The 23,498-nt window shown below is 71.9% G+C and carries 19 protein-coding genes; 10 read left to right on the top strand and 9 right to left on the bottom strand.

The window, feature by feature from the left end:
• Positions 1-154: 154 nt before the first annotated feature.
• The 5 genes from ACIBAD_RS03445 to ACIBAD_RS03425 form a co-directional block, all read right to left on the bottom strand.
• Complete coding sequence (locus ACIBAD_RS03445) at positions 155-694, bottom strand: EF-hand domain-containing protein (protein ID WP_134068786.1); 540 nt, start codon at positions 692-694, stop codon at positions 155-157.
• Between the two features lie 205 nt (positions 695-899).
• Positions 900-2,354: a Re/Si-specific NAD(P)(+) transhydrogenase subunit beta gene (gene pntB / locus ACIBAD_RS03440; RefSeq protein ID WP_398904122.1), complete on the bottom strand. Its 1,455-nt coding sequence runs from the start codon at positions 2,352-2,354 to the stop codon at positions 900-902.
• A 6-nt stretch (positions 2,355-2,360) separates the two neighbouring features.
• Entirely contained in the window at positions 2,361-3,902 is a 1,542-nt protein-coding gene (locus ACIBAD_RS03435) for a Re/Si-specific NAD(P)(+) transhydrogenase subunit alpha (protein WP_134068784.1), read from the bottom strand.
• Between the two features lie 278 nt (positions 3,903-4,180).
• Positions 4,181-4,780, bottom strand: coding sequence for a TIGR03086 family metal-binding protein (locus ACIBAD_RS03430; RefSeq protein ID WP_398904120.1), 600 nt, complete (start codon positions 4,778-4,780; stop codon positions 4,181-4,183).
• Between the two features lie 138 nt (positions 4,781-4,918).
• Positions 4,919-7,369: a SpoIIE family protein phosphatase gene (locus ACIBAD_RS03425; protein ID WP_398904118.1), complete on the bottom strand. Its 2,451-nt coding sequence runs from the start codon at positions 7,367-7,369 to the stop codon at positions 4,919-4,921.
• A gap of 292 nt (positions 7,370-7,661) precedes the next feature.
• On the opposite strand from ACIBAD_RS03425, the gene ACIBAD_RS03420 reads away from it, so the two are divergent.
• Complete coding sequence (locus ACIBAD_RS03420) at positions 7,662-8,069, top strand: hypothetical protein (protein WP_398904115.1); 408 nt, start codon at positions 7,662-7,664, stop codon at positions 8,067-8,069.
• A 453-nt stretch (positions 8,070-8,522) separates the two neighbouring features.
• A complete protein-coding gene (locus tag ACIBAD_RS03415; protein WP_398904113.1) occupies positions 8,523-9,248 on the top strand; it encodes an SDR family NAD(P)-dependent oxidoreductase in 726 nt (241 codons plus the stop codon).
• 148 nt (positions 9,249-9,396) lie between these two features.
• Here the strand turns inward: ACIBAD_RS03415 and ACIBAD_RS03410 are convergent, their stop codons facing one another.
• Entirely contained in the window at positions 9,397-11,757 is a 2,361-nt protein-coding gene (locus ACIBAD_RS03410) for an Orn/Lys/Arg decarboxylase N-terminal domain-containing protein (RefSeq protein ID WP_398904111.1), read from the bottom strand.
• 164 nt (positions 11,758-11,921) lie between these two features.
• On the opposite strand from ACIBAD_RS03410, the gene ACIBAD_RS03405 reads away from it, so the two are divergent.
• The gene (locus ACIBAD_RS03405) at positions 11,922-12,392 is read left to right on the top strand and encodes a hypothetical protein (RefSeq protein ID WP_398904109.1); all 471 of its coding nucleotides are present in this window, start codon (positions 11,922-11,924) and stop codon (positions 12,390-12,392) included.
• A gap of 559 nt (positions 12,393-12,951) precedes the next feature.
• Positions 12,952-13,596, top strand: a complete 645-nt coding sequence (locus ACIBAD_RS03400) for a dihydrofolate reductase family protein (protein ID WP_134068777.1) — start codon at positions 12,952-12,954, stop codon at positions 13,594-13,596.
• Here the strand turns inward: ACIBAD_RS03400 and ACIBAD_RS03395 are convergent.
• Positions 13,521-14,273 (bottom strand): GNAT family N-acetyltransferase, encoded by a 753-nt coding sequence (locus ACIBAD_RS03395; protein WP_398904106.1) that lies wholly within the window; start codon positions 14,271-14,273, stop codon positions 13,521-13,523. The genes ACIBAD_RS03400 and ACIBAD_RS03395 overlap by 76 nt on opposite strands.
• A gap of 247 nt (positions 14,274-14,520) precedes the next feature.
• On the opposite strand from ACIBAD_RS03395, the gene ACIBAD_RS03390 reads away from it, so the two are divergent.
• On the top strand, positions 14,521-14,742 hold the full coding sequence (locus ACIBAD_RS03390) for a hypothetical protein (RefSeq protein WP_134068775.1): 222 nt from the start codon (positions 14,521-14,523) through the stop codon (positions 14,740-14,742).
• Between the two features lie 45 nt (positions 14,743-14,787).
• Here the strand turns inward: ACIBAD_RS03390 and ACIBAD_RS03385 are convergent, their stop codons facing one another.
• A complete protein-coding gene (locus ACIBAD_RS03385; protein ID WP_398904104.1) occupies positions 14,788-16,617 on the bottom strand; it encodes a glycoside hydrolase family 15 protein in 1,830 nt (609 codons plus the stop codon).
• A gap of 391 nt (positions 16,618-17,008) precedes the next feature.
• Between ACIBAD_RS03385 and ACIBAD_RS03380 the strand changes: the two genes are divergently transcribed.
• The 5 genes from ACIBAD_RS03380 (at position 17,009) to ACIBAD_RS03360 (ending at position 22,406) form a co-directional block, all read left to right on the top strand.
• Positions 17,009-17,590, top strand: a complete 582-nt coding sequence (locus ACIBAD_RS03380) for a ribosome-inactivating family protein (RefSeq protein ID WP_398904102.1) — start codon at positions 17,009-17,011, stop codon at positions 17,588-17,590.
• A gap of 306 nt (positions 17,591-17,896) precedes the next feature.
• A complete protein-coding gene (locus tag ACIBAD_RS03375; RefSeq protein ID WP_398904100.1) occupies positions 17,897-18,550 on the top strand; it encodes a 2Fe-2S iron-sulfur cluster-binding protein in 654 nt (217 codons plus the stop codon).
• Entirely contained in the window at positions 18,547-19,563 is a 1,017-nt protein-coding gene (locus ACIBAD_RS03370) for an FAD binding domain-containing protein (protein ID WP_398904098.1), read from the top strand. Before ACIBAD_RS03375 ends, ACIBAD_RS03370 begins: the two co-directional genes overlap by 4 nt.
• Positions 19,564-19,592: 29 nt before the next feature.
• A complete protein-coding gene (locus ACIBAD_RS03365) occupies positions 19,593-21,737 on the top strand; it encodes a xanthine dehydrogenase family protein molybdopterin-binding subunit (protein WP_398904096.1) in 2,145 nt (714 codons plus the stop codon).
• A 303-nt stretch (positions 21,738-22,040) separates the two neighbouring features.
• Positions 22,041-22,406, top strand: a complete 366-nt coding sequence (locus tag ACIBAD_RS03360) for a PRC-barrel domain containing protein (RefSeq protein ID WP_398904094.1) — start codon at positions 22,041-22,043, stop codon at positions 22,404-22,406.
• Between the two features lie 336 nt (positions 22,407-22,742).
• Here the strand turns inward: ACIBAD_RS03360 and ACIBAD_RS03355 are convergent, their stop codons facing one another.
• Complete coding sequence (locus ACIBAD_RS03355) at positions 22,743-23,414, bottom strand: DUF4232 domain-containing protein (protein ID WP_134068769.1); 672 nt, start codon at positions 23,412-23,414, stop codon at positions 22,743-22,745.
• Positions 23,415-23,498: the final 84 nt, after the last annotated feature.

Here is a 23,498-nt window from a genome sequence, read left to right as displayed (position 1 = left end):
AGAGGTCCTCCAGGTAGGTCTCGCCGAGGGGGCGTCTTCCCCTCGCGGTCAACGAGCGGGCACGCGATACGCATCGGCTGACGAAGAGCGACTGCGGGCGCGCGGGGCACAGGGGGGCGCGGGGGGCGCGTCGCGGGTCCCCCCTGTGCGCTGCTCAGAGACGGCCGAAGAACTGGTTTCCGCGTGCCGAATGCTTCTCGCTCGTGTAGTACTCCTTCATCGCGGAGCTGATCTCGTCACGGCTCAACTGCCCGTCACCGTCGACGTCCAGCTGGTTGAACGCCTCGTCGAAGGTCTCCCGGGGCAGGCGGAACATGCCGTGGAGCATCGAGGTGTACTCCTCGCGCGTGAGCATGCCGTCGCCATCGCGGTCGCCGAGCGCGGTCCAGGCGTTGCTCATGTTCCTGATCCGTTCCCAGATCCGGTTCTGGTCCGTGACGATCCGCGCGCGGAACGCCGCCCGGAACTCCTGCCGGTCGACCGCTCCGTCGTCGTTCTTGTCCATCTTGTGGAAGACGGTGTCCCACAGATCCGCCAGTGAAGTCCGCAGCGCTTCCACGGCGTCCGGGGCGTAGCCGAGTGATTCGGCGAGCCTGTCCGAGAGGCCGATGACGTCCGACTTTTGGAGCCGCCCGTCGCGGTCCGAGTCGAACACATCGAACGCCCGCTCCAGCTTGATGTCCAGAAGGCTCACGACGCCGTCCCTTCACTGCATGTGGTCACCTGATTACGGTGTGAGGCGGCGCCCAGGAAACCACACGCCCGGCCCTCGCGCATGGAAAGAGCGGCCCGACTGGTCCTTCCGGGTGACGGTGACGAACCCCGCCGCCGCGAAGGCCTCCGGCCCGTCCACTGGGACGGGCCGGAGGCCGGGGCGGAGGCGGGGTTCGGATGCGCGGCTACCGCGACGCCGCGACGGCGGGCGCTCGGTGCGAGGGGGAGTCGGACCCGAGCGCTCCGAGGATGTCCTCCATGCGCTGCTTGGCGTCGCCGAAGAGCATCCGGGTGTTGTCCCGGTAGAAGAGGGGGTTGGGAACACCCGCGTATCCGGTGGCCATCGAGCGCTTGAAGACGACGACGTTCTCCGCCTCCCACACGCGCAGGACCGGCATGCCGGCAATCGGGCTGGCGGGGTCTTCGGCGGCGGCCGGGTTGACGGTGTCGTTGGCGCCGATGACGAGCACGACCGTGGTGCCGGTGAGCTCGTCGTTGATCTCGTCCATTTCCAGGACGATGTCGTACGGCACCTTCGCCTCTGCCAGCAGCACGTTCATGTGCCCCGGCAGCCGCCCGGCCACGGGGTGGATCCCGAACCGCACGTTCACCCCGCGCTCGCGCAGCTTGCGGGTCAGCTCGGCGACCGGGTACTGGGCCTGCGCGACGGCCATTCCGTAGCCGGGGGCGATCACGACCGAGGTGGCGTTCTCCAACAGTTCCGCGGTGGCTTCGGCGGTGATCTCGTGGTGCTCGCCGAGGTCGGTGTCGGCGCTCGCGGCGGCCTCGACGCCGAAGCCGCCCGCGATCACGGAGATGAACGAGCGGTTCATCGCCTGGCACATGATGTAGGAGAGGTACGCGCCGGAGGAGCCGACCAGCGCTCCGGTGACGATCAGCAGGTTGTTGTTCAGCAGGAACCCGGACGCCGCCGCGGCCCAGCCGGAGTAGCTGTTGAGCATCGACACCACGACCGGCATGTCGCCGCCGCCGATCGAGGCGACCAGGTGCACTCCGAGGGCGAGCGCCACCGCGGTGACCGCGACGAGCAGGCCGAGGCTCGGGCTGATGACGAAGAAGACGGTCAGGGCCGCGAACGCGACGAGGGCACCGAGGTTGATCAGGTTCTTGCCCGGCAGTACCAGCGGGCTGGACTTGATGCGCGCCGACAGCTTCAGGTAGGCGATGATCGAGCCGCTGAAGGTGACGGCGCCGATGAATATCCCGATGAACACTTCGGCGTGGTGGATGCCGAGGAGGTCCTGAGCCACCGCGACGTGCCCGGGACCCTCCGCCTCGACCTCGAAGTAGCCGTTCCAGCCGACGAGTACGGCGGCCAGGCCGACGAAGCTGTGCAGGAGGGCGATGAGCTCCGGCATGCCGGTCATCTCGACGACCCTGGCACGCCAGAACCCGAGACCCGCGCCGATCAGCATCGCGACGACGAGGAGCGCCAGCCCCGTCGCGGCGATACTGCGCGAGGCCAGGCCGATGGTGGCGGCGAGGGCGATCACCATTCCGGAGGTGCCGAACACCAGCCCGGAACGGGAGCTTTCGTGCCGGGACAGCCCGGCGAGGCTGAGGATGAACAGGAGTGCGGCGACGATGTATGCGGCCTGCGCGGCCGTGGCGGCAGTCATGTGGGTTCAGCCTCTCGAGAACATGGCGAGCATGCGGCGGGTGACCGCGAATCCGCCGAAGACGTTGATGCTGGCCAGCAGGATCGCGGCGAACGACAGCACCGTGATCGTGGTGTCCGCGCGGCCGATCTGCAGGAGGGCCCCCACGACGACGATTCCGGAGATGGCGTTCGTGACCGACATGAGGGGTGTGTGCAGGGCGTGGTGGACCTTGCCGATGACGTAGTAGCCGACGACGATCGCGAGCACGAAGACGGTGAAGTTGCCGATCAGCTGCGAGGGGGAGAACGCGGTCAACAGGAAGAGCGCGGCCATCCCGGTACCGGTGAGCGCGTACCTCGCCGCCGCGGACATCGGCTTCTTCTCGGGTGCGGCAGGCTTCACGGCCACCGGTGCCTGCGCCGCCGGAGCGGCGGATACCTGTACCGGCGGCGGCGGCCAGGTCGTCTCACCGTCATGCACCACGGTCATGGACCGCTGGACCACGTCTTCGAAGTCGATGTGGTGCCGGCCGTCCTTGGCCGGCGTGAGCAGCTTCATCAGGTTGACGAGGTTCGTGCCGTACAGCTGCGACGCCTGGGCCGGCAGTCGGCCGGGCAGGTCGGTGTAACCGACGATCGTGACGCCGTTGTCCGTGACGACCACCTCGCCCGCGACGGTGCCGGCGACGTTCCCGCCCTGCGCGGCGGCCATGTCGACGATCACGCTGCCGGGCCGCATGCTCGCGACGTCCTGCGCGGTGAGCAGCTTCGGCGCCGGCCTTCCGGGTATCAGCGCGGTGGTGATGACGATGTCGACGTCGGCGGCCTGCTCGCTGTAGATCTCCGCGGCCCGACGGTCGTATTCCTCCGAGGTCGCCTTGGCGTACCCGTCGGTGCTGGTCCCGTGCTCCACCTCCACGCCGAGGAACTCGCCGCCGAGCGAACGGACCTGCTCCGCCACCTCGGGCCGCGGATCGGTGGCGCGAACGATCGCGCCCAGGCTGCTGGCGGCGCCGATGGCGGCGAGTCCCGCCACGCCGGCGCCCGCGACGAGCACCTTCGCGGGCGGAACCTTTCCGGCCGCGGTCACCTGGCCGGTGAAGAACCGGCCGAACAGGTGTGCCGCCTCGATGACCGCGCGGTAGCCCGCGATGTTGGCCATGGAGCTGAGCACGTCCAGGGACTGGGCGCGCGAGATCCGCGGTACCGCGTCCATGGCGAGCACCGTGATCGGACGCCGCGCGAGCTCCTCGACCAGGTCGGGGTTGAGCGCCGGGCCGATCAGGCTGACCAGCGTCGCCCCGTCGCGCAGCCTCTGGATCTCCTCGCCGGACGGTGCGTTGACCTTCAGTAGGATGTCGGCGCTCCAGGCGTCACCGACCTTCGCGCTCTGCGCCACGTACGCGTCGTCCGAGAAACCGGAGGCCGTACCCGCTCCCGACTCGACGACGACCTCGTAGCCCAGCGCGACCAGCTGGCGCACGGTCGCGGGCGTGGCCGCCACACGCGTCTCTCCCGGGCTTGTCTCGGCTGCGACACCGATCCGCTGCGGTGCGGGATGACCCATGGTTGTACCTCCCCTGTGATGGAACGTGAAATGTGGAACGGAGCCGACAGTGGCTACAGCCCGAGGTCGCGGCCGATCAGTTCCCTCATGACCTCGTACGCGCCCGCCCAGATCTTGGACATGCGGGCGCCCATCCGGGCACGTGTCACCCGGCACTCCGTCATGTGTGCGTGCCCGCCGGGATCCGGACGCAGGCGTCGACGACCTCGTTTCGCATCTGCGCGGTCTCAGGACAACGGATCCGCACCAGGGGGGTGCGGTGCCGATCCGAAAGGGTGTCAGCGGGACTGCGGAGTCCAGTTCGGATCGCGTCCGCTCAGCCCGACTGCCCGGTCGAGCAGAGGGGCGTCGTCCGGAACGGGGACGACGGCTCCGAAGATGCCCCCGCCGCGTCCTTCGTCCTCGGCTGCTTCCAGCAGGAACGCATGCGAGACGCGCAGCGCCGCCTGGTCGGGCGCGTACTCCTGGCCGGTGGCCCTGGCCAGGTCCCACCCGTGGATGACCAATTCGTCGGCAGCGACCGCCACCGCGACCTCGGCGGGGAGGTCCACGCCTCCCGCACGGGTCATGCCCGTCCAGGCGGCCGGCTGCCTCCAGGCCTCGGCCAGTTCGCCGAGGACCCGGGGCAGTTCCCCGCGCCAGTCGGCGGGCAGGGAGGGCGCGGTGGCGCCGGGGGGCGTGTCCGTCGTGGGGCCCAGGTCCTTGCGGGCGGCGTCGCGGAAGGCGACGGCGAGCCCGGCGAGGTGGCCCAGGAGCTCGCGGACCGTGTAGTCGGGGCAGGGCGTCCGGTCGGCGAGCGCCGCCTCCGGGACGGCCGTCGCGAGCCGGGCCACGAGCCGGGCTTGTGGTCCGAGGTCGACAGCCGTCGTGTCGGTCATCTGCCGCTCCGTCCGGGGTACTGGGCCTGCAGGGTAGACGGGTGGTGGAGCCGGAACGCGTCGCCACACGCCCCGGACGTTCCACATGCGTCACAACGGCGTACTCCCGCCACGGCCGCCGTCGGCAGGGCGGCCCGGCTACGTGCGCTGGGCGAACCGTTCGCGCGGTGCCAGCGAGACCTCGGCCCACACCTGCTTGCCGCTGCTGAGCGGTACCGACCCCCAGGACGCCGTCGTCGCCTCGACGATGAGGATCCCGCGGCCCCCGGTCGCCGACCAGTCCACGTCCGTGGGCTTGACCGGGCTGCGGGGCGAGGCGTCGTTCACGGCGATCCGCAGCCGGTCCGCCGACAGCGTCAGATCCAGCTGCACCTCTCCCTGCGTATGGGCGATCGCATTGGTGACCAGCTCGGAGACGACCAGCAGGGCGATGTCGAGTTCCTCTTCCACACCCCACGAGCGAAGGGTGCGCGCGGCGAAACGGCGAGCGTGCTGGACGGCGTTGGGGAGCCGCCAGACGGTCCAGTTCGTCCGCGTCGGACGGTCGCGGGTGCCGTCGTAGCGCAACAGCAGCAGCGCCACGTCGTCGTCGCGCCGGTTGACGCCCGAGAGCAGTTCGTCGGCCACCATGCCCGGGTCGGCCGGGTCCGCCGTGGCCAGTACGTCGCACACCCGGCGCATGCCGTCCTCCAGGCGGACGTTGGACGACTCGACCATGCCGTCCGTCAGCAGGGCCAGCATGGTCCCCGGGATCAGGCCCACTTCCGTCATCGGGAATTCGGTGTCCGTGACCACTCCCAGGGGCGGTCCGCCCTCGACCGCCAACTCCTGGGCGCTGCCGTCCGGGTAGCGCAGGATCGGTTGCAGGTGGCCGGCGCGGACGAACCAGGCGATGCCCTCTTCCATGTCGAGGTCCACGTACAGGCAGGTGGCGAACAGGTCCGTCTCCATGCCGACGAGCAGCCGGTTGGCCCGGGCGATGACCACGTCGGGCGGATGGCGCTCCACTGCGTAGGCCCTCACGGCCGTCCGGATCTGGCCCATGATGGTCGCCGCTCCGGCGCTGTGTCCCTGCACATCGCCGATGACGAGCGCCACGTGGCCGTCGTTGAGCGGGATGACGTCGTACCAGTCGCCGCCCACTTCGAGCCCCACCGTCGCGGGCAGGTACCGGGCGACGGCCATCCCGCCGGGCAGCGAGGGCAGTTTGCGCGGCAGCAGGCTGCGCTGGAGCATCGTGGCGAGTTCATGGCCGGCGTCCAGTGCGTGGGCGCGCATCAGCGCCTGCCCCACCAGCCCCGCGGTGGCGGTCAGCAGAGACCGCTCCTCCGGCCCGAACCGGTGCTCGCCGTCCCATCCCACGAGGCAGACCCCGACCATCCGGCCGTCGGCCGGCAGCGGCAGGACGGCGAGGCCGCCGGGCCCGATGCCCGCGAGAGCGGGTTCGAGGTCCGCGCCCGGAGGCCACAGGCTCACATGGCCCTCCCGCAGTGCGTTCTGCAGCGTCGGCAGGTCGTGCATCGAGGCATCCGGCCACTCCGATCGCCATTCCGAACGCCACATCCCCGGCCAGGCTCGCGGCTCGGGAGGGTCGAGGACGGTGACCACGAGCCGGTCGGCCTCCACCTCCGCGACCGCCACCCGGCTCGCGTCCAGCGGGCCGCTCAGGGAGTTGACGACGATCTGGCTGACGTCCCTGATGGTCGTTGCTCCTGCCAGCTTGGTGGACAGCCGCTGCACGATGGAGACTTCGTCGGCACTCGGGCGGAGGTAGGAGGCGTCGGCGACCACACCGAGGACCCGCACGGGATTGCCGTCGTCGTCCGTCATCACCCGGCACCGCAGGCCCAGCCAGCGCAGTTCCCCTCCCGGCCGACGGATGCGGAACGCCAGCTGCTGCGGATCCGTCGTCAGCCTGTCCGGCTCCAGGATGGCCATCAGCGCGGGGAGGTCGTCCGGCACGGCACTCGCGAGCAGCATCTCCACGCTGCCGCCGAACTGGTCGGGCGGGATGCCGAGCAGCTCCAGCACGCGCGCGTGCACCTCCATGCGGCCGGAGCCGAGGTCCAGGATGAACGCGCCGCCCCGCAGCGGCACCAGCGAGTGTCCCAGCGGGGGGCGCGGGGCCGTCCGCCCGGGCGCGTGGGCCGCCACCGATTCGAGCCCGGCACCGACCTGGTCGGCGTACAGCTCCAGCAGGCTCCGGCGGTCGCTGCTGAACCCGTCCGGGACCTCGCCGACGACGATCAGGCAGCCCAGCTCCTTGGCACCGTGCCCGAGGGGCAGGGCGCCGAGCGAGAGTTTGGCCGGCGACGCCTTGACGGAGTCGTCCCGTACCCGGCCGGGGAAGTGGTGGGGGTCCTCCTCGACATATGCGGCCAGGGCCTTCGGGGTCAGCCACAGCGGGCGGCCCGAGCGGTAGGCCTCGGCGGCCGGGGAGTGCCCGTCCACGGAGAGGACCGCGGGCAGTCCGTAGAGCATGGAGCGGTTTCCGGTCATCTCGGCCAGATGCAGCTCCTTGCGGCCCTCGGCGAGCACGTAGACAGCGGCCAGCTCAGCCCCGCAGAACGCAAAGCGCTGCCTGCTCACGGTCTGTAATGCCCTCCTGTCGGGCAGCCACGACGACCGCCCTACCTCCATGCTGTCGCGCCTTGCACCATCGGCGCGAGTCAGGAGCACATGGAGCCGGGGGTGGGGCGCGCCGTGCGCGCACGCCGGGTGCCCGGCCTACGAGCCGGAGGTGCGACCTGCGATCCTCGTGCCCAGCCCTGCGGGCCGGCCGCCGAACGAGCCGTCCTGCCCCACTACGCGATCAGAATCGCCCCGAGAAGGAAGCGGGGGCCGTCACCATGAACCCTTTCCCCGACCTGGAGGGGCGCGGATGACCACCACCACCGACCCCGGCGGCTCTCCCGTCCGGTCCCACCGCGTGCTCCTCGTGCCCCTGCTGGCTGCCGCCTCCGCGGGACTGCTCGCCGCCCGTACGGCCTTCGACTCCGACACCTTCCGGCACTGCCACTACCTGGGCCCCTCCACGCGGATGTACGTCACTTCGTGGGCCGGCGTCGCCTGCGGCCTGGGCACCCTGGTGCTGTACGCCGCCCTGAGCCGTGCCGCGCGGCGGTCCGGGACGATCGGCGGAGCGGCCTGGCAGCGGCGGCTCGCGGGGGCGTCCGCGCTGCTCACCGTGCCGATGGTGCTGCTGCTCGCCATGTCGGCCTACTGGCTGTACGCGCCGGATCCGAGTGGCGGGTACGACTGCTCGGGCCTCCACCCGCTCATCCCGTAGGCAGCCACCCGGCCGGGGCCGGGCCGGGGCGGGTCGGGTGGGCTTGGGCCGGGTCGCGGGGATTCAGGACCGCCGTGCCCTGCCCGCCGGCCGGGTCCTGCAGGGCGATGCGCCCGGGACGGCGGCGGCCCAGAGGGAGCGGAGCGCTGCCATGTCCGCCCGGCGCTACGCCATCCGGGTACCCGCTTTCCGCGCAGGCCGCGGGTTCGGCGGCGAGAGGTATGCGGCTCGTACCTCTCTTTCGGCACGCAAGCCGTACGGTCGAGGTGTGGACAACCGTGACGAGGCCCGCGAGTTCCCCACCGCGCGGCGAGCGAAGACCATCCCCCCGCAGGCCGGGCTCCCCTCGTGCAGCGGGCGACGGATCCAGGGGCCGCACCGGAGCGCGGACGCGGCCCGGGCCGGCGTGAGCGTCGGCCACGACACGGAACGCGGGCGAGGGGCGGTGCGACGGTGAGCCGGATCCTCGTGACGGGGTCCGCGGAGGGTCTCGGCCGGGCCGCGGCGGAATCGCTGCTGCTTGAGGGACACGACGTCGTGGTGCACGCCCGGAACGAGCGGCGCGCCACGGACCTCCGGCAGCTGGTCGACCGCGGAGCGGACCTCGTCGTGGGCGACTTCGCCGAGCGGGACGCCGTACGGCGCATCGCCGCCGAGCTGAACGACACGAGCCCGCTCGACGCGGTCATCCACAACGCCGGGGTGTACCGGGGGCCGGACGTCATGCCGGTCAACGTCATCGCGCCGTACCTGCTCACGGCCCTGCTCCGCGGCCCGCGCCGTCTGGTGTATCTGAGCAGCGGCTCGCACTACGACGGGCGCCTCTCGCTCGCCGGGATCGACTGGCGGGGGAACGGCCCGGGGTCGTACGCCGACAGCAAGCTGTTCGTCACCACGCTCGCCGCCGCGGTGGCCCGCCTGCGTGCCGGCGTGCTGAGCAACGCCGTGGATCCGGGATGGGTGCCGACCAGGATGGGCGGCCCCCATGCGCCGGACGATCTTGAGCTCGGACACCGCACGCAGGAGTGGCTCGCCGTCGGCGATGATCCCGGGGCCCTGATGAGCGGCGGGTACTGGTACCACCGCCGACAGCGCGAGCCGCACCCTGCCGTCCACGACGAGGCGTTCCAGGACCGGCTCCTGCAGACGCTGGCCGAGGAGACGGGCACCGCACTCTGACCAGTGCGCGCGTCCGCGGCGCGATCGGCCCCGTCGCCCCTCCCGCGGGAGGACCGAAGGGCCGATCGCGTGCTGACCAGGCGTATGCCTCGGCTTCGTCACCGGGGCCGGGACGGAGCCCGCCCGGCCTCGTCCCCGAGCGGGCGGATCAGCCGGCGGCCGCCGGGCCGGTGCGGACGCATTCGATCAGGTAATCGCCGTTCTCGGGGTCGATGCTCACTCCGTGGGCCTCGCTGTGGAAGCCCGGGAAGCCGCGGTCGAAGGACTCCAGGGCGCGCAGGTACCGCAGCAGCGGCCCGTCGGGGGCGCCGGTGGACTCTCCGGGCATCAGGACGGGGATCCCCGGCGGGGTCACGGTCACCATCGCCGCCGCCACCCGCCCTGCCGCCTCCGCCAGCCGTACGCGCTCGGTACCGCCCCGGATGAGCATCTGGTAGCAGTGGCGCGGGGGCGCGATCGGCTCCGGGAGGTCGTGGAACGCCGCATCGAGGGCGTCGATCAGCTCGCCGCGGGACAGGTGCTCGTGCATCTGGCGGCACAGACCGCTGAGGGTGGTGCGGCCGTACCGGCGAGGGAACCGGCGGACCAGTTCCGGCAGGACCCGGTCCAGCGGGGCATCCGCGTCGTACAGGGCCTTGAAGTCCATGAGGGCGTCCATCAAGGTGCCCCACTTGCCCTTGGTGATGCCCATGGAGAAAAGGATCAGCGTCGTGTAGCTGTCCGTCTTCTCCACGACGATCCCGCGCGCCTCCAGGTAGGCGGTGAGGATCCGTGCGGGGATGCCCCAGGTGCCGGTCTCGCCGGCGGCGGTCACCCCGGGGCAGGTGAGGGTCACCTTGACCGGGTCCAGCAGGCAGTAGCCCTCGCTCAGCCCGGCGAATCCGTGCCACTCGGCGCCCGGCTCCAGATGCCAGCACGACGGCTCGCGGCTCAGGAGCGAGGGCCGCGCGTCGGCGAACGCGATGCGCTCCCCGGTCGCCGGGTCGGTGACCGACTCGGGCTGCCACACACCGAAGAACCAGTCGGGCCGGTCTCCCGAGGCGGCGATGCGGCGCCCGGTGCGGACCACGGCCTGACGGAAGCGGATCGCCTCGGTGACCGCCTCGTCGATCAGCCACTGTCCCTGCGGGCCGTCCATCATCGCGGTGGCCACGTCCAGGGACGCGATCGCCGGATACAGAGGTGAGGTGGTGCCGTGCATCATGAACGCCTCGTTGAACCGCTCGTGCTCGACGGGTGCCCGCGGCGCCGACCGTACGTGGACCATCGCGCACTGGGACAGGGCGGCGAGCAACTTGTGCGTGGACTGGGTCGCGAAGACCGTCGGCCGGCCCGGCCCGCCTTCCTCGTCGCCGTCATCGGGGAAGGTGTCCGGTCCGACGGCCATGCCGTAGCGGCCCGCGTACAGCGGGTGGAAGGGGGCGTACGCGAACCACGCCTCGTCGAAGTGCAGGCGCGGAGTGCTCGGCGCCAAGGCGCGGGCCGTCGCCACGGTGTCATAACACAGACCGTCGTACGTGGAGTTGGTCACGACGGCGTACTGGGCGTCGGGGGACAGCGCCCCGGCGGTGAGGGGGTTCGCGGCGATCCTCGCGGCCACCGCCGCCGGGGCGGTCGCGGCGGGCGGCAGGGGACCGGCGAGTCCGTAGCCGTTGCGGGTCGGCACCAGGTAGACGGGACGCGCCCCGGAGATGACCAGCCCGTGCAGGACGGACTTGTGGCAGTTGCGGTCCACGAGTGCGATCTCGTCGGTCGTCACGCTGTAGTGGCCGACCATCCGGTCCGCGGTGGAGTCCCCGTGCAGGACGAAGTAGGTGCGGTCCGCACCGAACACCCGGGCGGCGTTGCGTTCCGCCTCGCCGATCGGGCCGTTGTGCTCGAAGAGCGACCCGAGTTCCCCGACCGAGATCGACAGGTCGGTGCGGAACAGCCGCTCCCCGTAGTAGTCGAAGAAGGCCCGCCCGGCCGGGGACTTGAGGAAGGCGACGCCGCCGGAGTGGGCCGGGGTGTGCCAGGAGTACTCGTGTGAGTCCTCGAAGCGCCGCAGGGCCTTGAAGAACGGGGGCAGCAGGTCGCGGTGGTAGCCGCGGGCCGCCGTCGCGACGCGGCCCGCGATGAAGGAGGGAGTGTCCTCCAGCGCCCAGACGTAGCCGACCACCGTCTCCGAAACCCACAGCGGCAGCCGCTCCAGGTCCTGATCGGAGTCGTCCGCCATCACCAGGAAGACCGGCAGGTCCTTGAAACGCCGCGCGATGTGCCGCAGGACCTCCCCGCCGCCGCCCTCCTCGACCGCGCCCCCCGCCGCCCGGGGCAGGTCCCAGGCGATTACGGCCGCCGCGAGCCCGGCCTCGGTCTGCAGGGCGGCCCGCGCGTCACGCGCACTCGGCGCCCAGCGCAACTCCAGCCCCTGGTTCTCCAGCTCCTTGCCGATCCGGCGTAGCTGCTCCGCGCTGACGCCACCACCCATCGGGTTCTCCCGAAGTGCCAGCAGGACCGTACCGTTCGTCATCTCTTCAGCTCTCCGTGCGCAGGGGTACGGCAGCCCGTACCGGGGCACAGTGTCCAGGCCCCGCCACCGCCCGCGCCGACCATCGACCAGGCTTCACCCGCAGGTGGGCGTGGCGCGGGCGAAAGCCGGTCCGCGAAGACGCCGCGGCCTCCGGCCGACAGCCCATGGCGGGTGGGGGAGCATGGCACGAGGGCCGCCTGGGCCCCTTCCCCTTCCCCCTCCCGCTCGACTTCGGTGTACCCCGCAAGCTCAACGACGGCGAGAGCACCGAGGACCTGGCGATAGGCCCGGACGGAACCTTCCGCGTGCAGCGCTTCCAGAAGACCGTCGACTACACGGTTCTCGCGGTCAACGAGGACCAGAACTTCGTCTTCGTCAACTGCAAGAGGGTGGCCTCGAAGGCGACTCCGAAGCCCGTGAACCCGCAGAGCACGCCCACGGTCCAGCCGGGCTCCCGGCGGGACATCGCCCAGGGTCGCACGGACGGCGCCCAGGCGGGCGCCGCGGCGGCCAAGAAGAGCTGCACGACCAAGCCGGTGGCGGACAAGTCCGGCCAGCAGCACAGCAACGCCTACTGGCAGGCCTGGACCCAGGCGGCCAACCGGGCCTTCAACGCGGCCTGCAAGGCCGGGTAAGCGGCTTCACCCCGAGCCGCGAGGCCGCTCCGGGGCGAAGTGGAGCTCCGGCAGGGCCGGGCCGGTCCGTCCTGAAGGGCGGCCGCCCGGCCCTGCCGGAGCAGGCTTCGGACGCCGCCGAGGGGCTATGGCCTGGGGTGGTGGGATTCGACGCGGAAAGAGCTCTTGCTGCCGCTCGGGCGGGACGGTGAAGACGTTGATCAGGGTGGCGACGGGTCGGCTGGAGTCGATGCTCGCGGTAACAGTCATGTGATGTGTTCTCCCCTTACGCAGGGTGCGCGCATCGGCTGTGGTCGCTTCTTCCCCCGATCCGGTGTCGTCCTCTTGGCGGTCAGCGCACGCGACTTGCTCCTGATGAGGGGCCGCGGGCACCGGCCGTTGGCGCCCTGGCGGGAGACGGACGTCGAGGCGACCGGGACGATGCGCCCGACCGCGGACTGCACGGTACCGCCGCGGCGCCGACGGGCAAGGTGAGCCGGGTTCCGTCGCGGCGATGAGTTTGCCGGCGCCCACGGGTCTACCCTGCCGAACGGGACGACCAACTCATCGGGAGCAAGCCATGGGCCTCATCCACATCGAGCTCTTCGCAACCCTCGACCTCGTCGGGCAGGCACCCGGCGGCCCCGACGAGGACCCGGTGGGCTTCCCGTTCGGCGGCTGGCAGGCGCCCCTGGTGGACGAGGTCGCCGGCGCGCAGATCGGTGCCGCGTACGAGGGCACGGACGCCCTCCTGCTCGGCCGGCGGACGTATGACATCTTCGCCGCCTACTGGCCGTACCAGGAGGGCGGCAAGGAGAACGAGTTCGCCACGCTCTTCAACAGCGTCCCGAAGTACGTGGCCTCCCGCGGCAGGCCCGACCTCTCGTGGGCCGGGTCCACGCAGCTCGGCCCGGATCTGGCGGGCGCGGTGCGCGAGATCCGTGACCGGCACGAGCACGTGAAGGTCGTCGGGAGCCTGAACCTGGTGCAGACCCTCCTGCGCGAGAAGCTCTTCGACCGCCTCGACCTCTGGGTGCACCCGATCGTGCTCGGCGTCGGCAAGAAGGTGTTCGACCACGGCGCGGTGCCCACGAACATCACGCTCCTCGAACCGCCGGCAGCCAGTCCGAAGGGCACCGTGTACCTGCGCTACGGGCTCGCCGAGGGCACGCCCGCAACGGGGGACATGAGCGCACCCGACCGCGGTGCCGGGCGCGAGGACTGAGGCCGCCCCGCGGCGGCCAGGTGCGCCTCCTCCGGCGAGGACGCGGGTGTTCGGCTCAACGGGCGGCATCCGACGGTTCGTACCAGAGGCTCGCCATCGGGGAGTGCACGGTCCAGCCCAGCGAGGAGTAGAGCGCCCGCCCGTCGGGTGTGCCGACCAGGAGGCCGGTTCCTGGCACCGGCTTCGTACGCGGTGCTCTGCAGCGTGCGCATCACCAGGCCGCCGAGGCCCTTGCGCCGGTGCTCGGCAGCGGTCTCGACCTGATCGACCACGGCATGGGCGCCTGCCCGGGCGATCTGTCCACGGGCGGCGAAGTGCCCGGCGGGCGTGCGGACCAGCACTCGGCTCACGCCGCCCCGGGTCCAACTGGTGACCGTGTAGCCGGCCGGAGCTTCGATGCGTTCCGGCGCCAGCCGGCAGGTCATCAGAAAGCCGGGACGTTCGAGCCGCCAGCCCGGCCCGACCCAGGGCAGGACGGCCTGGTCCTCGGCGAACAGCTTCAACCACGTCCCGGGCGCGCTCGTCGCGGCGACGATCTTGCGCACATCGCCCTCTGTGGGCTCCGGCAGCACGTGCCGCGCGACGTGTTGCGGCTGCCCGACGTCGATCGTCCACCCCCACGGCTCGTCGATCGGGTCCGAGCTGCCGCGGGACACGACCCAGCCGCTGATCCACATCCGTACGAGCTCACTGATCCTGCTGTCCGGCATCGCCGCCCGCCCCCTGGATAGTAATAGGTGATACTGCTAAGTGAACATTACGTGATGAAGGTGGGATTGGCCATGGAGACCACTCGGCGCACGGACGTTCGGCCTCGCAGCGCACGGCTTCCTGGTGGGGCCAATGACCCGGCGGGCCGGCCACGGCATCCGTACGGACCGTCCCCGCGCGCCCGGTCGCGGCCTGAGGGCCAGGCTGGAGGGTATGCGACCTTCCCTGGTCATCGAGCCGCCCGATGAGAACGGCTGGCGGCGTGTCCGCTGGAAGGGCGCTCCGATCGGGGTGGCCCACCGCGTTTCCGACGTCGCCGTGTTCCTGACCGCCCTCGGGTTCCTGGACGCCGACACCCTGGATCTGACCGATCCGGATCTCGTCGAGTGGCGCGGCGGCGGTCCCGAGGGCTGGGGCGAGGAAGGGCCGTGGTGACGGCCGGGGGCCGCCCCGGCGGCGGTGGCCGGTTGTGGATCCGGGTCAGCCGAGGGCGCGGTCGAGGTTGAACGCGGCGCTGATCAGCGAGAGATGGGTGAAGGCCTGCGGGAAGTTGCCGAGCTGTTCGCCGGTCAGCCCGATCTCCTCGGCGTAGAGGCCGACGTGGTTCGCGTAGGTGAGCATCTTCTCGAAAGCGAGCCGCGCCTCCTCCAGCCGTCCGGCGCGGGTGAGCGCCTCGACGTACCAGAAGGAGCAGATCGAGAAGGTGCCCTCGGCCCCCCTCAGGCCGTCCGGGCTGGCTTCGGGGTCGTAGCGGTAGACCAGCGAGTCGGACACCAGCTCCGCGGTGAGCGCGTCCAGGGTGGCGAGCCATTTGGGATCGGTGGGCGAGATGAATTTTGCCATCGGCATCATCAGCACCGAGGCGTCGAGCACGAGGTCGTCCAGGTGTTGGACGAACGCCCCCCGCTCGGGGGACCAACCGCGTTGCATGATCTGCCGGTAGATCGCGTCACGGCTCTGCCGCCAGCGGGGGAGATCGGCGGGCAGGCCCCGCCGGTTCGCCATCCGGATGGCCCGCTCGATCGCGACCCAGCACATCAGCCGGGAGTACACGAAGTTCTTTCGTCCGCCGCGCGTTTCCCACACGCCGTCGTCAGGCTGGTCCCAGTGGTCGCAGAGCCAGTCCACCAGTACGCCGAGCTCCTCCCACCGGTCGCTGCTGATGGGCTGTCCCCATTTGTCGTACAGGTACACGGAGTCGATGAGGGCTCCGTATATGTCCAGCTGGAGCTGCCCGGTCGCGGCGTTTCCCACCCGTACCGGGGCGGACCCCATGTAGCCCTCCAGGTGGGGCAGTACCTGTTCGGGCAGCTCGTCGCGCCCGTCGATCCCGTACATGATCTGCAGGGGGCCTGCGGGTCCGCTGCCCCGCATGATGCCCCGCTCGGACAGGAAGCGCATGAACGCCTCGGCTTCGCCGGTGAAGCCCAGCCTGAGCATGGCGTACACGCAGAAGGCGGCGTCACGGACCCATACGAAACGGTAGTCCCAGTTGCGTTCGCCGCCCATCTGCTCGGGCAGGCTGGTCGTCGGGGCGGCCACGATCGCACCGGTCGGGGCGTACGTGAGCAGCTTCAGCACGAGCGCCGAGCGGTGCACCATCTCCCGCCACCTTCCGTGGTAGCGCGAGCGGGCCAGCCAGTTGCGCCAGAACCTGACCGTGGTCTCGAACTGCTGCTCGGCTTCGGCCTGGGGGCAGGCCCGCGGGATGACGTCGTCAACGATCGGGTCGAGGGCGAACACCGCCGACTCGCCCTCAAGGAGCTTGAAGCGGGACCGCGCGTCGAGGCCGTCGCACTCCAGCGGCGCGGTGGCGGTCAGCGCCAACGACAGGCTCCCGGAACGGAAGACCACGGTGTGGGCGCCCCGCGCCTGTGCGGAGTGCGGTTCGGCGCCGTACCCGAAGCGGGGAGCCACGTGCGCCGTGAAGGGGAGCGATCCCCGTACGCAGATCACCCGTCGGATCAGCCGGTGCCGGGCCGGTGCGCCGGAGTCGTCGGTGATCGGCATGAAGTCCTGGATCTCGGCCACGCCGTCGGAGGCGAAGAACCGCGTGATGAGAACGTTCGTGTCGGGAAAGTAGAACTGCCGGGTCCGCGTCGGTACGTCGGCGGCGAGTTCGAACGACCCGCCCCTCTCCGCGTCCAGAAGGGAGGCGAACACGCTCGGTGAGTCGAAGCGCGGGCAGCAGTACCAGTCGATGGCGCCGTCCGTGCCGACGAGCGCCGCGCTGTGGAGATCGCCGATGAGGCCGTGTTCTGCGATCGGCAGGTAGGCCGAGAGGTCCGTTCGTCCGAATCCGGCGTTCACGATACCGGCCTCCCTACGACGGCAGGGCGCATAGTCCGTACTCGTGATGGTAGGACTTCCCGGACCCGGCTGCCATCGCCCTGAGCACGGGCAGGGCCGTGACCGGCGGCAGTAGGGCGGTCGTCACCGGTGGCGTGGCGGCACAGCCGTCGGCAGGCGCGCCGGTTGGCCGTTTTCCGGGATCGCGTCGATTTCTTAGCAACAGAGGCCAACTATTGGCCTGGCCTTCACCGGGACGACTACAAAGGAGAGGACCGATCCGAACCCTGCGATAGGGATGATGCCGAAGGCGGTGGATGCGCATGCACGCGTGCAGCACGGTCGAAACGACCGATGTCAGATTACTTCAGAGAAGGCCGATTGCCGGCGGCCTCCCCTGATGTGGGCGGCCATGCTGAAACCTGTGTGGTTTTCCCCGACGCACGCATCGGTGGACGAATATCGGCGCCTGACCTCGACGATCCGGTCGAGGGTGGAGAATGCTCAGGGATTCTTCGGCGGGGCTTCGCGCCGGCCGGGGGAGATGACGCATCTGCCCCTCCGTATTCAGCTGCGAGGTCTGTCGATCGAGCTCTACATCGAGCTCCACCTGGAGAATGCGGGAATGCGCATCGCCGGATTCCGCAACACCTTCGAGAACGGACAGGCCCCGCCGGAATCGTACGTCCGCCACGTGCGGGACTCCACCGCGCCGCCGGGAATCCGCCGAACCGCAGTCCTGCCGTTCGGCGGTAGCCGCTCCGACCTGGAGGCGGCGGCCGCGGTGCGCCGATCGGGGATCTTCCTCGGACGGCGGCCCCTGAGCAGCGCGGTCGTCTGGCTGCACCAGAACCGCGATCCGAAGTGCACCGCGCACGGACTGCTCGTGCTCTCGGAAATGCTCTGTGAGGCTGCCCGATATCCGGCCCTGGCCGATGCGATGTCGCGCATCTGGATGATCGGAGGACGACTGTCGGCCCCGGCGGCCGTCTGAAATTTCCCACCCGGAACCAATCCGCAGGCGTGGGGGCATCGAGGGAGGAGGGGACCCAGGTCTCGGCGTGGCCCTGATCGGCGCGGGAGCTCGATGCTCGCGCCGCTCGGGGCGCGACCGTATGCCCCGCACCACTGCCCCGGTGGGGGGTGGGTGGGCGCAGTGCCTGCGAGCAGTCCCCGCTCCCGGCCGTGGGCCGTACGGGGGAGGCCGGCGGGGGTGTGCGGCGCGCTCGGGCCTGCGAGGGGCCAGGCTGGGAAGGCGTAGGGATATTCCCTCCCCAAACGGACGCCAAGGGAGCTCGTCGTGGCCCACTCGACCGACCCGCCCGCCCACCGGCCCGCACCCGACGGCAGCCCCGGGCCGGCGCCGCGCACACCGGACGGCGCACCCGCCGGGGCCGTCAGCTCCCCTGTGACCCTGCGGGTCAACGGCGTCCACCACGATCTCGACCTGGACCACCGGGTCACCCTGCTGGACGCCCTGCGCGAGCACCTGGACCTGACCGGCGCCAAGAAGGGCTGCGACCACGGGCAGTGCGGTTCCTGCACCGTCCTGGTGGACGGCCGGCGCGCCAACAGCTGCTTGCTCCTCACCGTGGCCCTCGACGGCTGCGAGATCACCACCGTCGAAGGACTGGCCGGTCCTGACGGCGCCCTGCACCCGCTCCAGCGCGCCTTCATGGAGTACGACGCCTTCCAGTGCGGCTACTGCACCCCCGGCCAGCTCTGCTCCGCGGTCGGCGCGCTCCGCGAAGCCGCCGCCGGCCACCCCTCACACGTCACCGCCGCCTCGGCCCCGACGGCTCCCGGCCCCGCCCCGCTGACCGCCGAGGAGATCAGAGAACGGCTCAGCGGGAACCTCTGCCGCTGCGGCGCCTACCCCGCGATCGTCCGAGCCGTCGCCGATGCGGGAGCCGAAGCCGCGGCCACCGCGACCGGCGCGGAGGTGACCGCGTGAAGCCCTTCGCCTACGTACGCGCCACCAGCCTCCAAGCGGCGGCCGACGCCCATACGGCGCACCCCGGCTCCCGCTACCTCGCCGGCGGCACCAACCTCGTGGACCTGATGAAACTCGGCGTCGAGACCCCCGGCGCCCTCATCGACATCTCCCGCCTGCCGCTGGACGAGATCCGCGACCTCCCCGACGGCGGCCTGCGCGTCGGCGCCACGGTCCGCAACAGCGACCTGGCCGCCCACCCGCTGGTGCGCACCCGCTACCCCCTCCTCAGCCGGGCACTGCTCTCCGGCGCCTCCGGCCAGCTGCGCAACGTCGCCACCACCGGCGGCAACCTCCTCCAGCGCACCCGCTGCGGCTACTTTCAGGACCTCTCCAAACCCTGCAACAAGCGCGAACCCGGCAGCGGCTGCGGGGCCCGCGACGGCCTCCACCGCGACCACGCGGTCCTCGGACACTCCGAGCACTGCATTGCCACCCACCCCTCGGACATGGCCGTGGCGCTCGCCGCGCTGGACGCCGAAGTCGAGCTGTACGGCGCGCCGGGCACCACCCGTACCGTCGCGGCCGCCGAGTTCCACCGGCTGCCCGCGGACCGGCCGGAGCAGGACACCGTCATCCGCCCCGCGGAGATCATCACGGCGGTGATCCTGCCCGCCGCCACGCCCGGCGCCCGCTCGCTCTACCGCAAGGCCCGCGAACGCGCCTCGTTCGCCTTCGCCCTCGCCTCGGTCGCAGTCGTCCTCGACCTCGATCCCGACGACGGCCGGGTGCGCCGGGTCGCGCTCGCCTTCGGCGGCCTCGCCCACCGGCCCTGGCGCGCCACCACCGCCGAGGCCCGGCTGACGGGCGCCGTACCGCACCCCGACGCCGTCCGCGCGGCCGTCGACGCCGAACTCGCGCAGGCGAGTCCCCTGCGCGACAACGCGTACAAGATCCCGCTCGCCCGCAACCTCGCCTGCGACGCCATCGCCGAGCTGGCCGGCCCGTACCCCGGTTCCCCCGCCACGCCGTAGCGGCGCCACCGACCAGGAACAGGACGAAGATGAGCCCGACCTCCGCCACCCTCGAATCCGCCGCCTCCGCCGCCACCGCCGCCGCTCTCGGCACCTCCGTCCCGCGGCGCGAAGGCCGGGAGAAGGTGACCGGCGCCGCCCGCTACGCCGCCGAACAGCACCTGCCCCTGCGGGCCTACGCCTGGCCGGTGCCCGCGACCGTCGCCCGCGGCCGGATCACCGCCGTCGACACCGCCGACGCCCTGGCCCTGCCCGGCGTACTGGACGTCCTCACCCCCTACGACGCCCCCCGCCTGGGCCCCTCCGACGACCCCACCCTGCAGCTCCTGCAGGACCTGAGGGTGCCGCACCGCGGCTGGTACGTCGCACTGGCCGTCGCCGACACCCTGGAGGGGGCGCGGGCCGCCGCCGACGCCGTGCGCGTCACGTACGAAAGCGAGCCGCACGACGTCACCCTGCGCGAAGCGCACCCGGGCCTGTACACCCCCGAAGTGGTCAACGGCGGCTACCCCGCGCACCGCGAACAGGGCGACCCCGACGCGGCGTTCGCCGCCGCGCCCGTACGCGTCGACGTCCGCTACACGGTCGCGCCGCTGCACAACCACGCCATGGAGCCGCACGCCGCCACCGCCGACTGGGACGCCGAGCGCGGCCACCTCACCGTCCACGACTCCTGCCAGGGCACCACGGTGGTGCGCAACGTCCTGGCCGGTCTGTTCCGGCTGCAGGAAGACCAGATCACCGTCCTGGCCGAGCACGTCGGCGGCGGATTCGGCTCCAAGGGCACACCGCGCCCGCACGTCGTCCTCGCCGTGATGGCCACCCGGCGCTGCGGACGCCCCGTCACGCTGTCCCTGCCGCGCCAGCACATGGCCGCCACCGTCGGACACCGCGCGCCCACCCTGCACCACCTCCGGCTCGGCGCGCGCCCCGACGGCACCCTCACCGCCCTCACCCACGAGGTCACCACGCACACCTCGCAGGTCCGCGAGTTCGTCGAGCAGGCCGCAGTGCCGGCCCGGGTCATGTACGCCGTCCAGGACAGCCGCACCACCCACCGCGTCACCGCGCTCGACGTGCCCACGCCCTCCTGGATGCGCGCCCCCGGCGAAACCCCCGGCATGTACGCCCTGGAGTCGGCCATGGACGAGCTGGCCGACGCCCTCGGCATGGACCCCGTCGAGCTGCGCGTGCGCAACGACCCGGCCACCGAGCCCGACAGCGGGCGCCCGTTCAGCACCCGCCACCTCGTGGAATGCCTGCGCGAGGGCGCACGCCGGTTCGGCTGGGCCGGCCGCCGGCCGCCCCGCCGCGAGGGGCCGCTCCTCATCGGGACGGGCGTCGCCGCCGCCACCTACCCCGTGTACATCGCCCCTACGGGAGCCCGGGCCCACGCCCGGCCCGACGGGAGCTACCTGGTCGAGGTCAACGCCACCGACATCGGCACCGGCGCCCGTACGGTCCTGGCCCAGATCGCCGCCGACGCCCTGCACGTCCCGCTCGACGCCGTCTCAGTGGCCATCGGCAACAGCGCGCTGCCGCCCGGCCCGGTAGCCGGCGGCTCCACGGGAACGGCGTCCTGGGGCTGGGCGGTGCACGACGCGTGCACCGCGCTGACCGACCGGCTGGCCCGGCACCACGGACCGCTGCCCGCCGCCGGGCTCTCCGCGTCCGCCGACACCACCCAGTCCGCGAAGCAGAAGTCCCCGTACGCGCGCCACTCGTTCGGCGCACACTTCGCCGAGGTCCAGGCCGACACCGTCACGGGAGAGGTACGCGTCCGCAGGCTGCTCGGCGTCTTCGCCGCCGGCCACATCCTCAACCCGCTCACCGCCCGCTCCCAGTTGATCGGGGGGATGGTGATGGGGCTGGGCATGGCGCTCACCGAGCACAGCCAGCTCGACCCGGCGTTCGGCGACTTCGCGGAACGGGACCTGGCCGCCTACCACGTGCCGGCCAACGCCGACGTCCCCGCCGTCGAGGCACACTGGATCGACGAGCACGACAAGCACCTCAACCCGATGGGCAGCAAGGGCATCGGGGAGATCGGCATCGTCGGCGCCGCCGCGGCGATCGGCAACGCCGCGAGCCACGCCGCCGGCCGGCGGCTGCGGGAGCTTCCCCTGACCCCCGACCGGATCCTGGCCGCCCTCGAAGCCGGGCCGCAGCGGTGACGTGGAGGTAGGCGCGCAGGAGCGCCGGCCGCGTGATGGCGGGGGGATGCCACCACGCGGCTCGGGCCCGCTCGGGCGTCCGTGCCGCTCACCGCCACGGACTCCCGTGAACACGCTTATGGCCGGTCTCAGGCGGCGCAAACGGGGGGAACGCAATCTTTTTAGGAGCGGGCGACGGTCCCGCAGGCCGGGGAGTGGAGCCGCGGATTCCGGGGCAGGCGCGCCGTCGACGCAGACCCCTCCGCCTCCGGGGCCGCGGAGGCGGAGGGGCCACAGTCCGATCGATCGAAGGAGTCGTTTCGCATGACGGAGAACGTGTGGGCCTACCGCGCCGGCGTCGACCACCTGGCGGCCGACCTCACCGGCTACGGGGTCGAGGCCCTCGACGGCAGGATCGGGAAGGTCGACAAGCACTCCGACGAGGTCACCGACGCCTACCTGGTCGTCGACACCGGCGTGTGGATCCTCGGCAAGGAGGTCCTGCTGCCGGCCGGCCTGGTCACCCGCATCGACCACGTGGCGGAGAAGGTCTACGTGGACCGTACGAAGGAGCAGATCAAGGCCGCCCCGGAGTTCCGTCGCGACGAGTACCTCGGGAACCCGGACCATCGCCAGGCCCTGGGCGCGCACTACCTCTCCAAAATGTCGTTCGGCGTCCCGCCCGCCTGACGGGCTCAAGGCCCGCCGGTGACGTGGCCGGGGCTGGACAGGGCGGGGGAGTCACCGGGCTGATGGCTCCCCCGCCCTGTCGTGGCGGTGCCGGCCGGATTCGAACCGGCGTCCTCGCGATTTTGGAGACCGCGCGCGTCGACCTCTGCGCTACGGCCCGCCCGGCCGACATCCTACGTACCCCGCCTTGCCTGCCGTTCTCCCGTCGTACGGCAGGCGTCGTCCGAGGGACGCAGGCGTCGTCCGAGGGACGCCGACCGGTACGCAGGCCGTACGGGCGCGCTCTGGTCGCCGGTGCGGGCCACGAGCCGACCCGGGCCGACGCATCGAGGCGGGTCAGGAGGGCTTGGTCGCCGCGTAGGGAGTGACCGTGGCCTTGTTGTCGCAGAGGGCGAAGATTCCGTCGTCCAGGGCGATCTGATGCGCGCCCGCGCCCGGGACCCCGACGACGAGCGTGGGGAACGAGGCGGGCGTCGCGCCGGACTCGCAGTACCCGTCGGCCTCGCCCTGCACGTTGACGAAGGTGAGCTTGGTCCAGGCACGGGCACCCGGGGCCAGGGTCACCGTGGCGGCCGATCCGGTGTGGGTCGTGGCGAGCGGTACGTTCTTGTCCGGGGACCCGTTGCCCGCCCCCGCGACGGTGGGGAATCCCTGCAGCGTGCAGGCGCTCTTCGAGACGTTGGTGACGGCGACGACGGCGGCGCCGGTCCCCGTGCCGGGCGGCCGGACGGCCGCCTGGCGGGCCTCCGTGACCTTCACGTCGTCGATCGCACAGGGCTTTGCCTTGCCGACGGGCGCGGTGGGGGAGGCCGAGGCGGGCTTCGCCGGCCCCGTGCCGCCGGAGCTGCTGCCGCCCGCGGCGGCCCCGGGGGCCGGTGACTGCGCGGACTGCGAAGGCCCGCCGGCCGCGCCGGCCTCGCCGGACGGCGTGCAGCCCGTCGTCAGGGCGGCGGCCGCGGCCGCGACCATGAGAGCGGCCGCGGTCCGGACGCCTGCTGTGTACTTCATGGGGAACCTCCCGAGGATTGCGACCGGTCTCGCGCCGACCCGCACGCCAACGGGCACGTTGAAGCGCCCTGAAGGAGTTCCCGC

It is taken from the genome of Streptomyces sp. NPDC051109, assembly GCF_044455885.1.
In the GTDB taxonomy this organism is placed as follows: Bacteria; Actinomycetota; Actinomycetes; order Streptomycetales; family Streptomycetaceae; genus Streptomyces.
The sequence above is the reverse complement of the archived record's forward strand: the minus strand, read 5'-3'. Positions and strand labels throughout refer to the sequence as shown.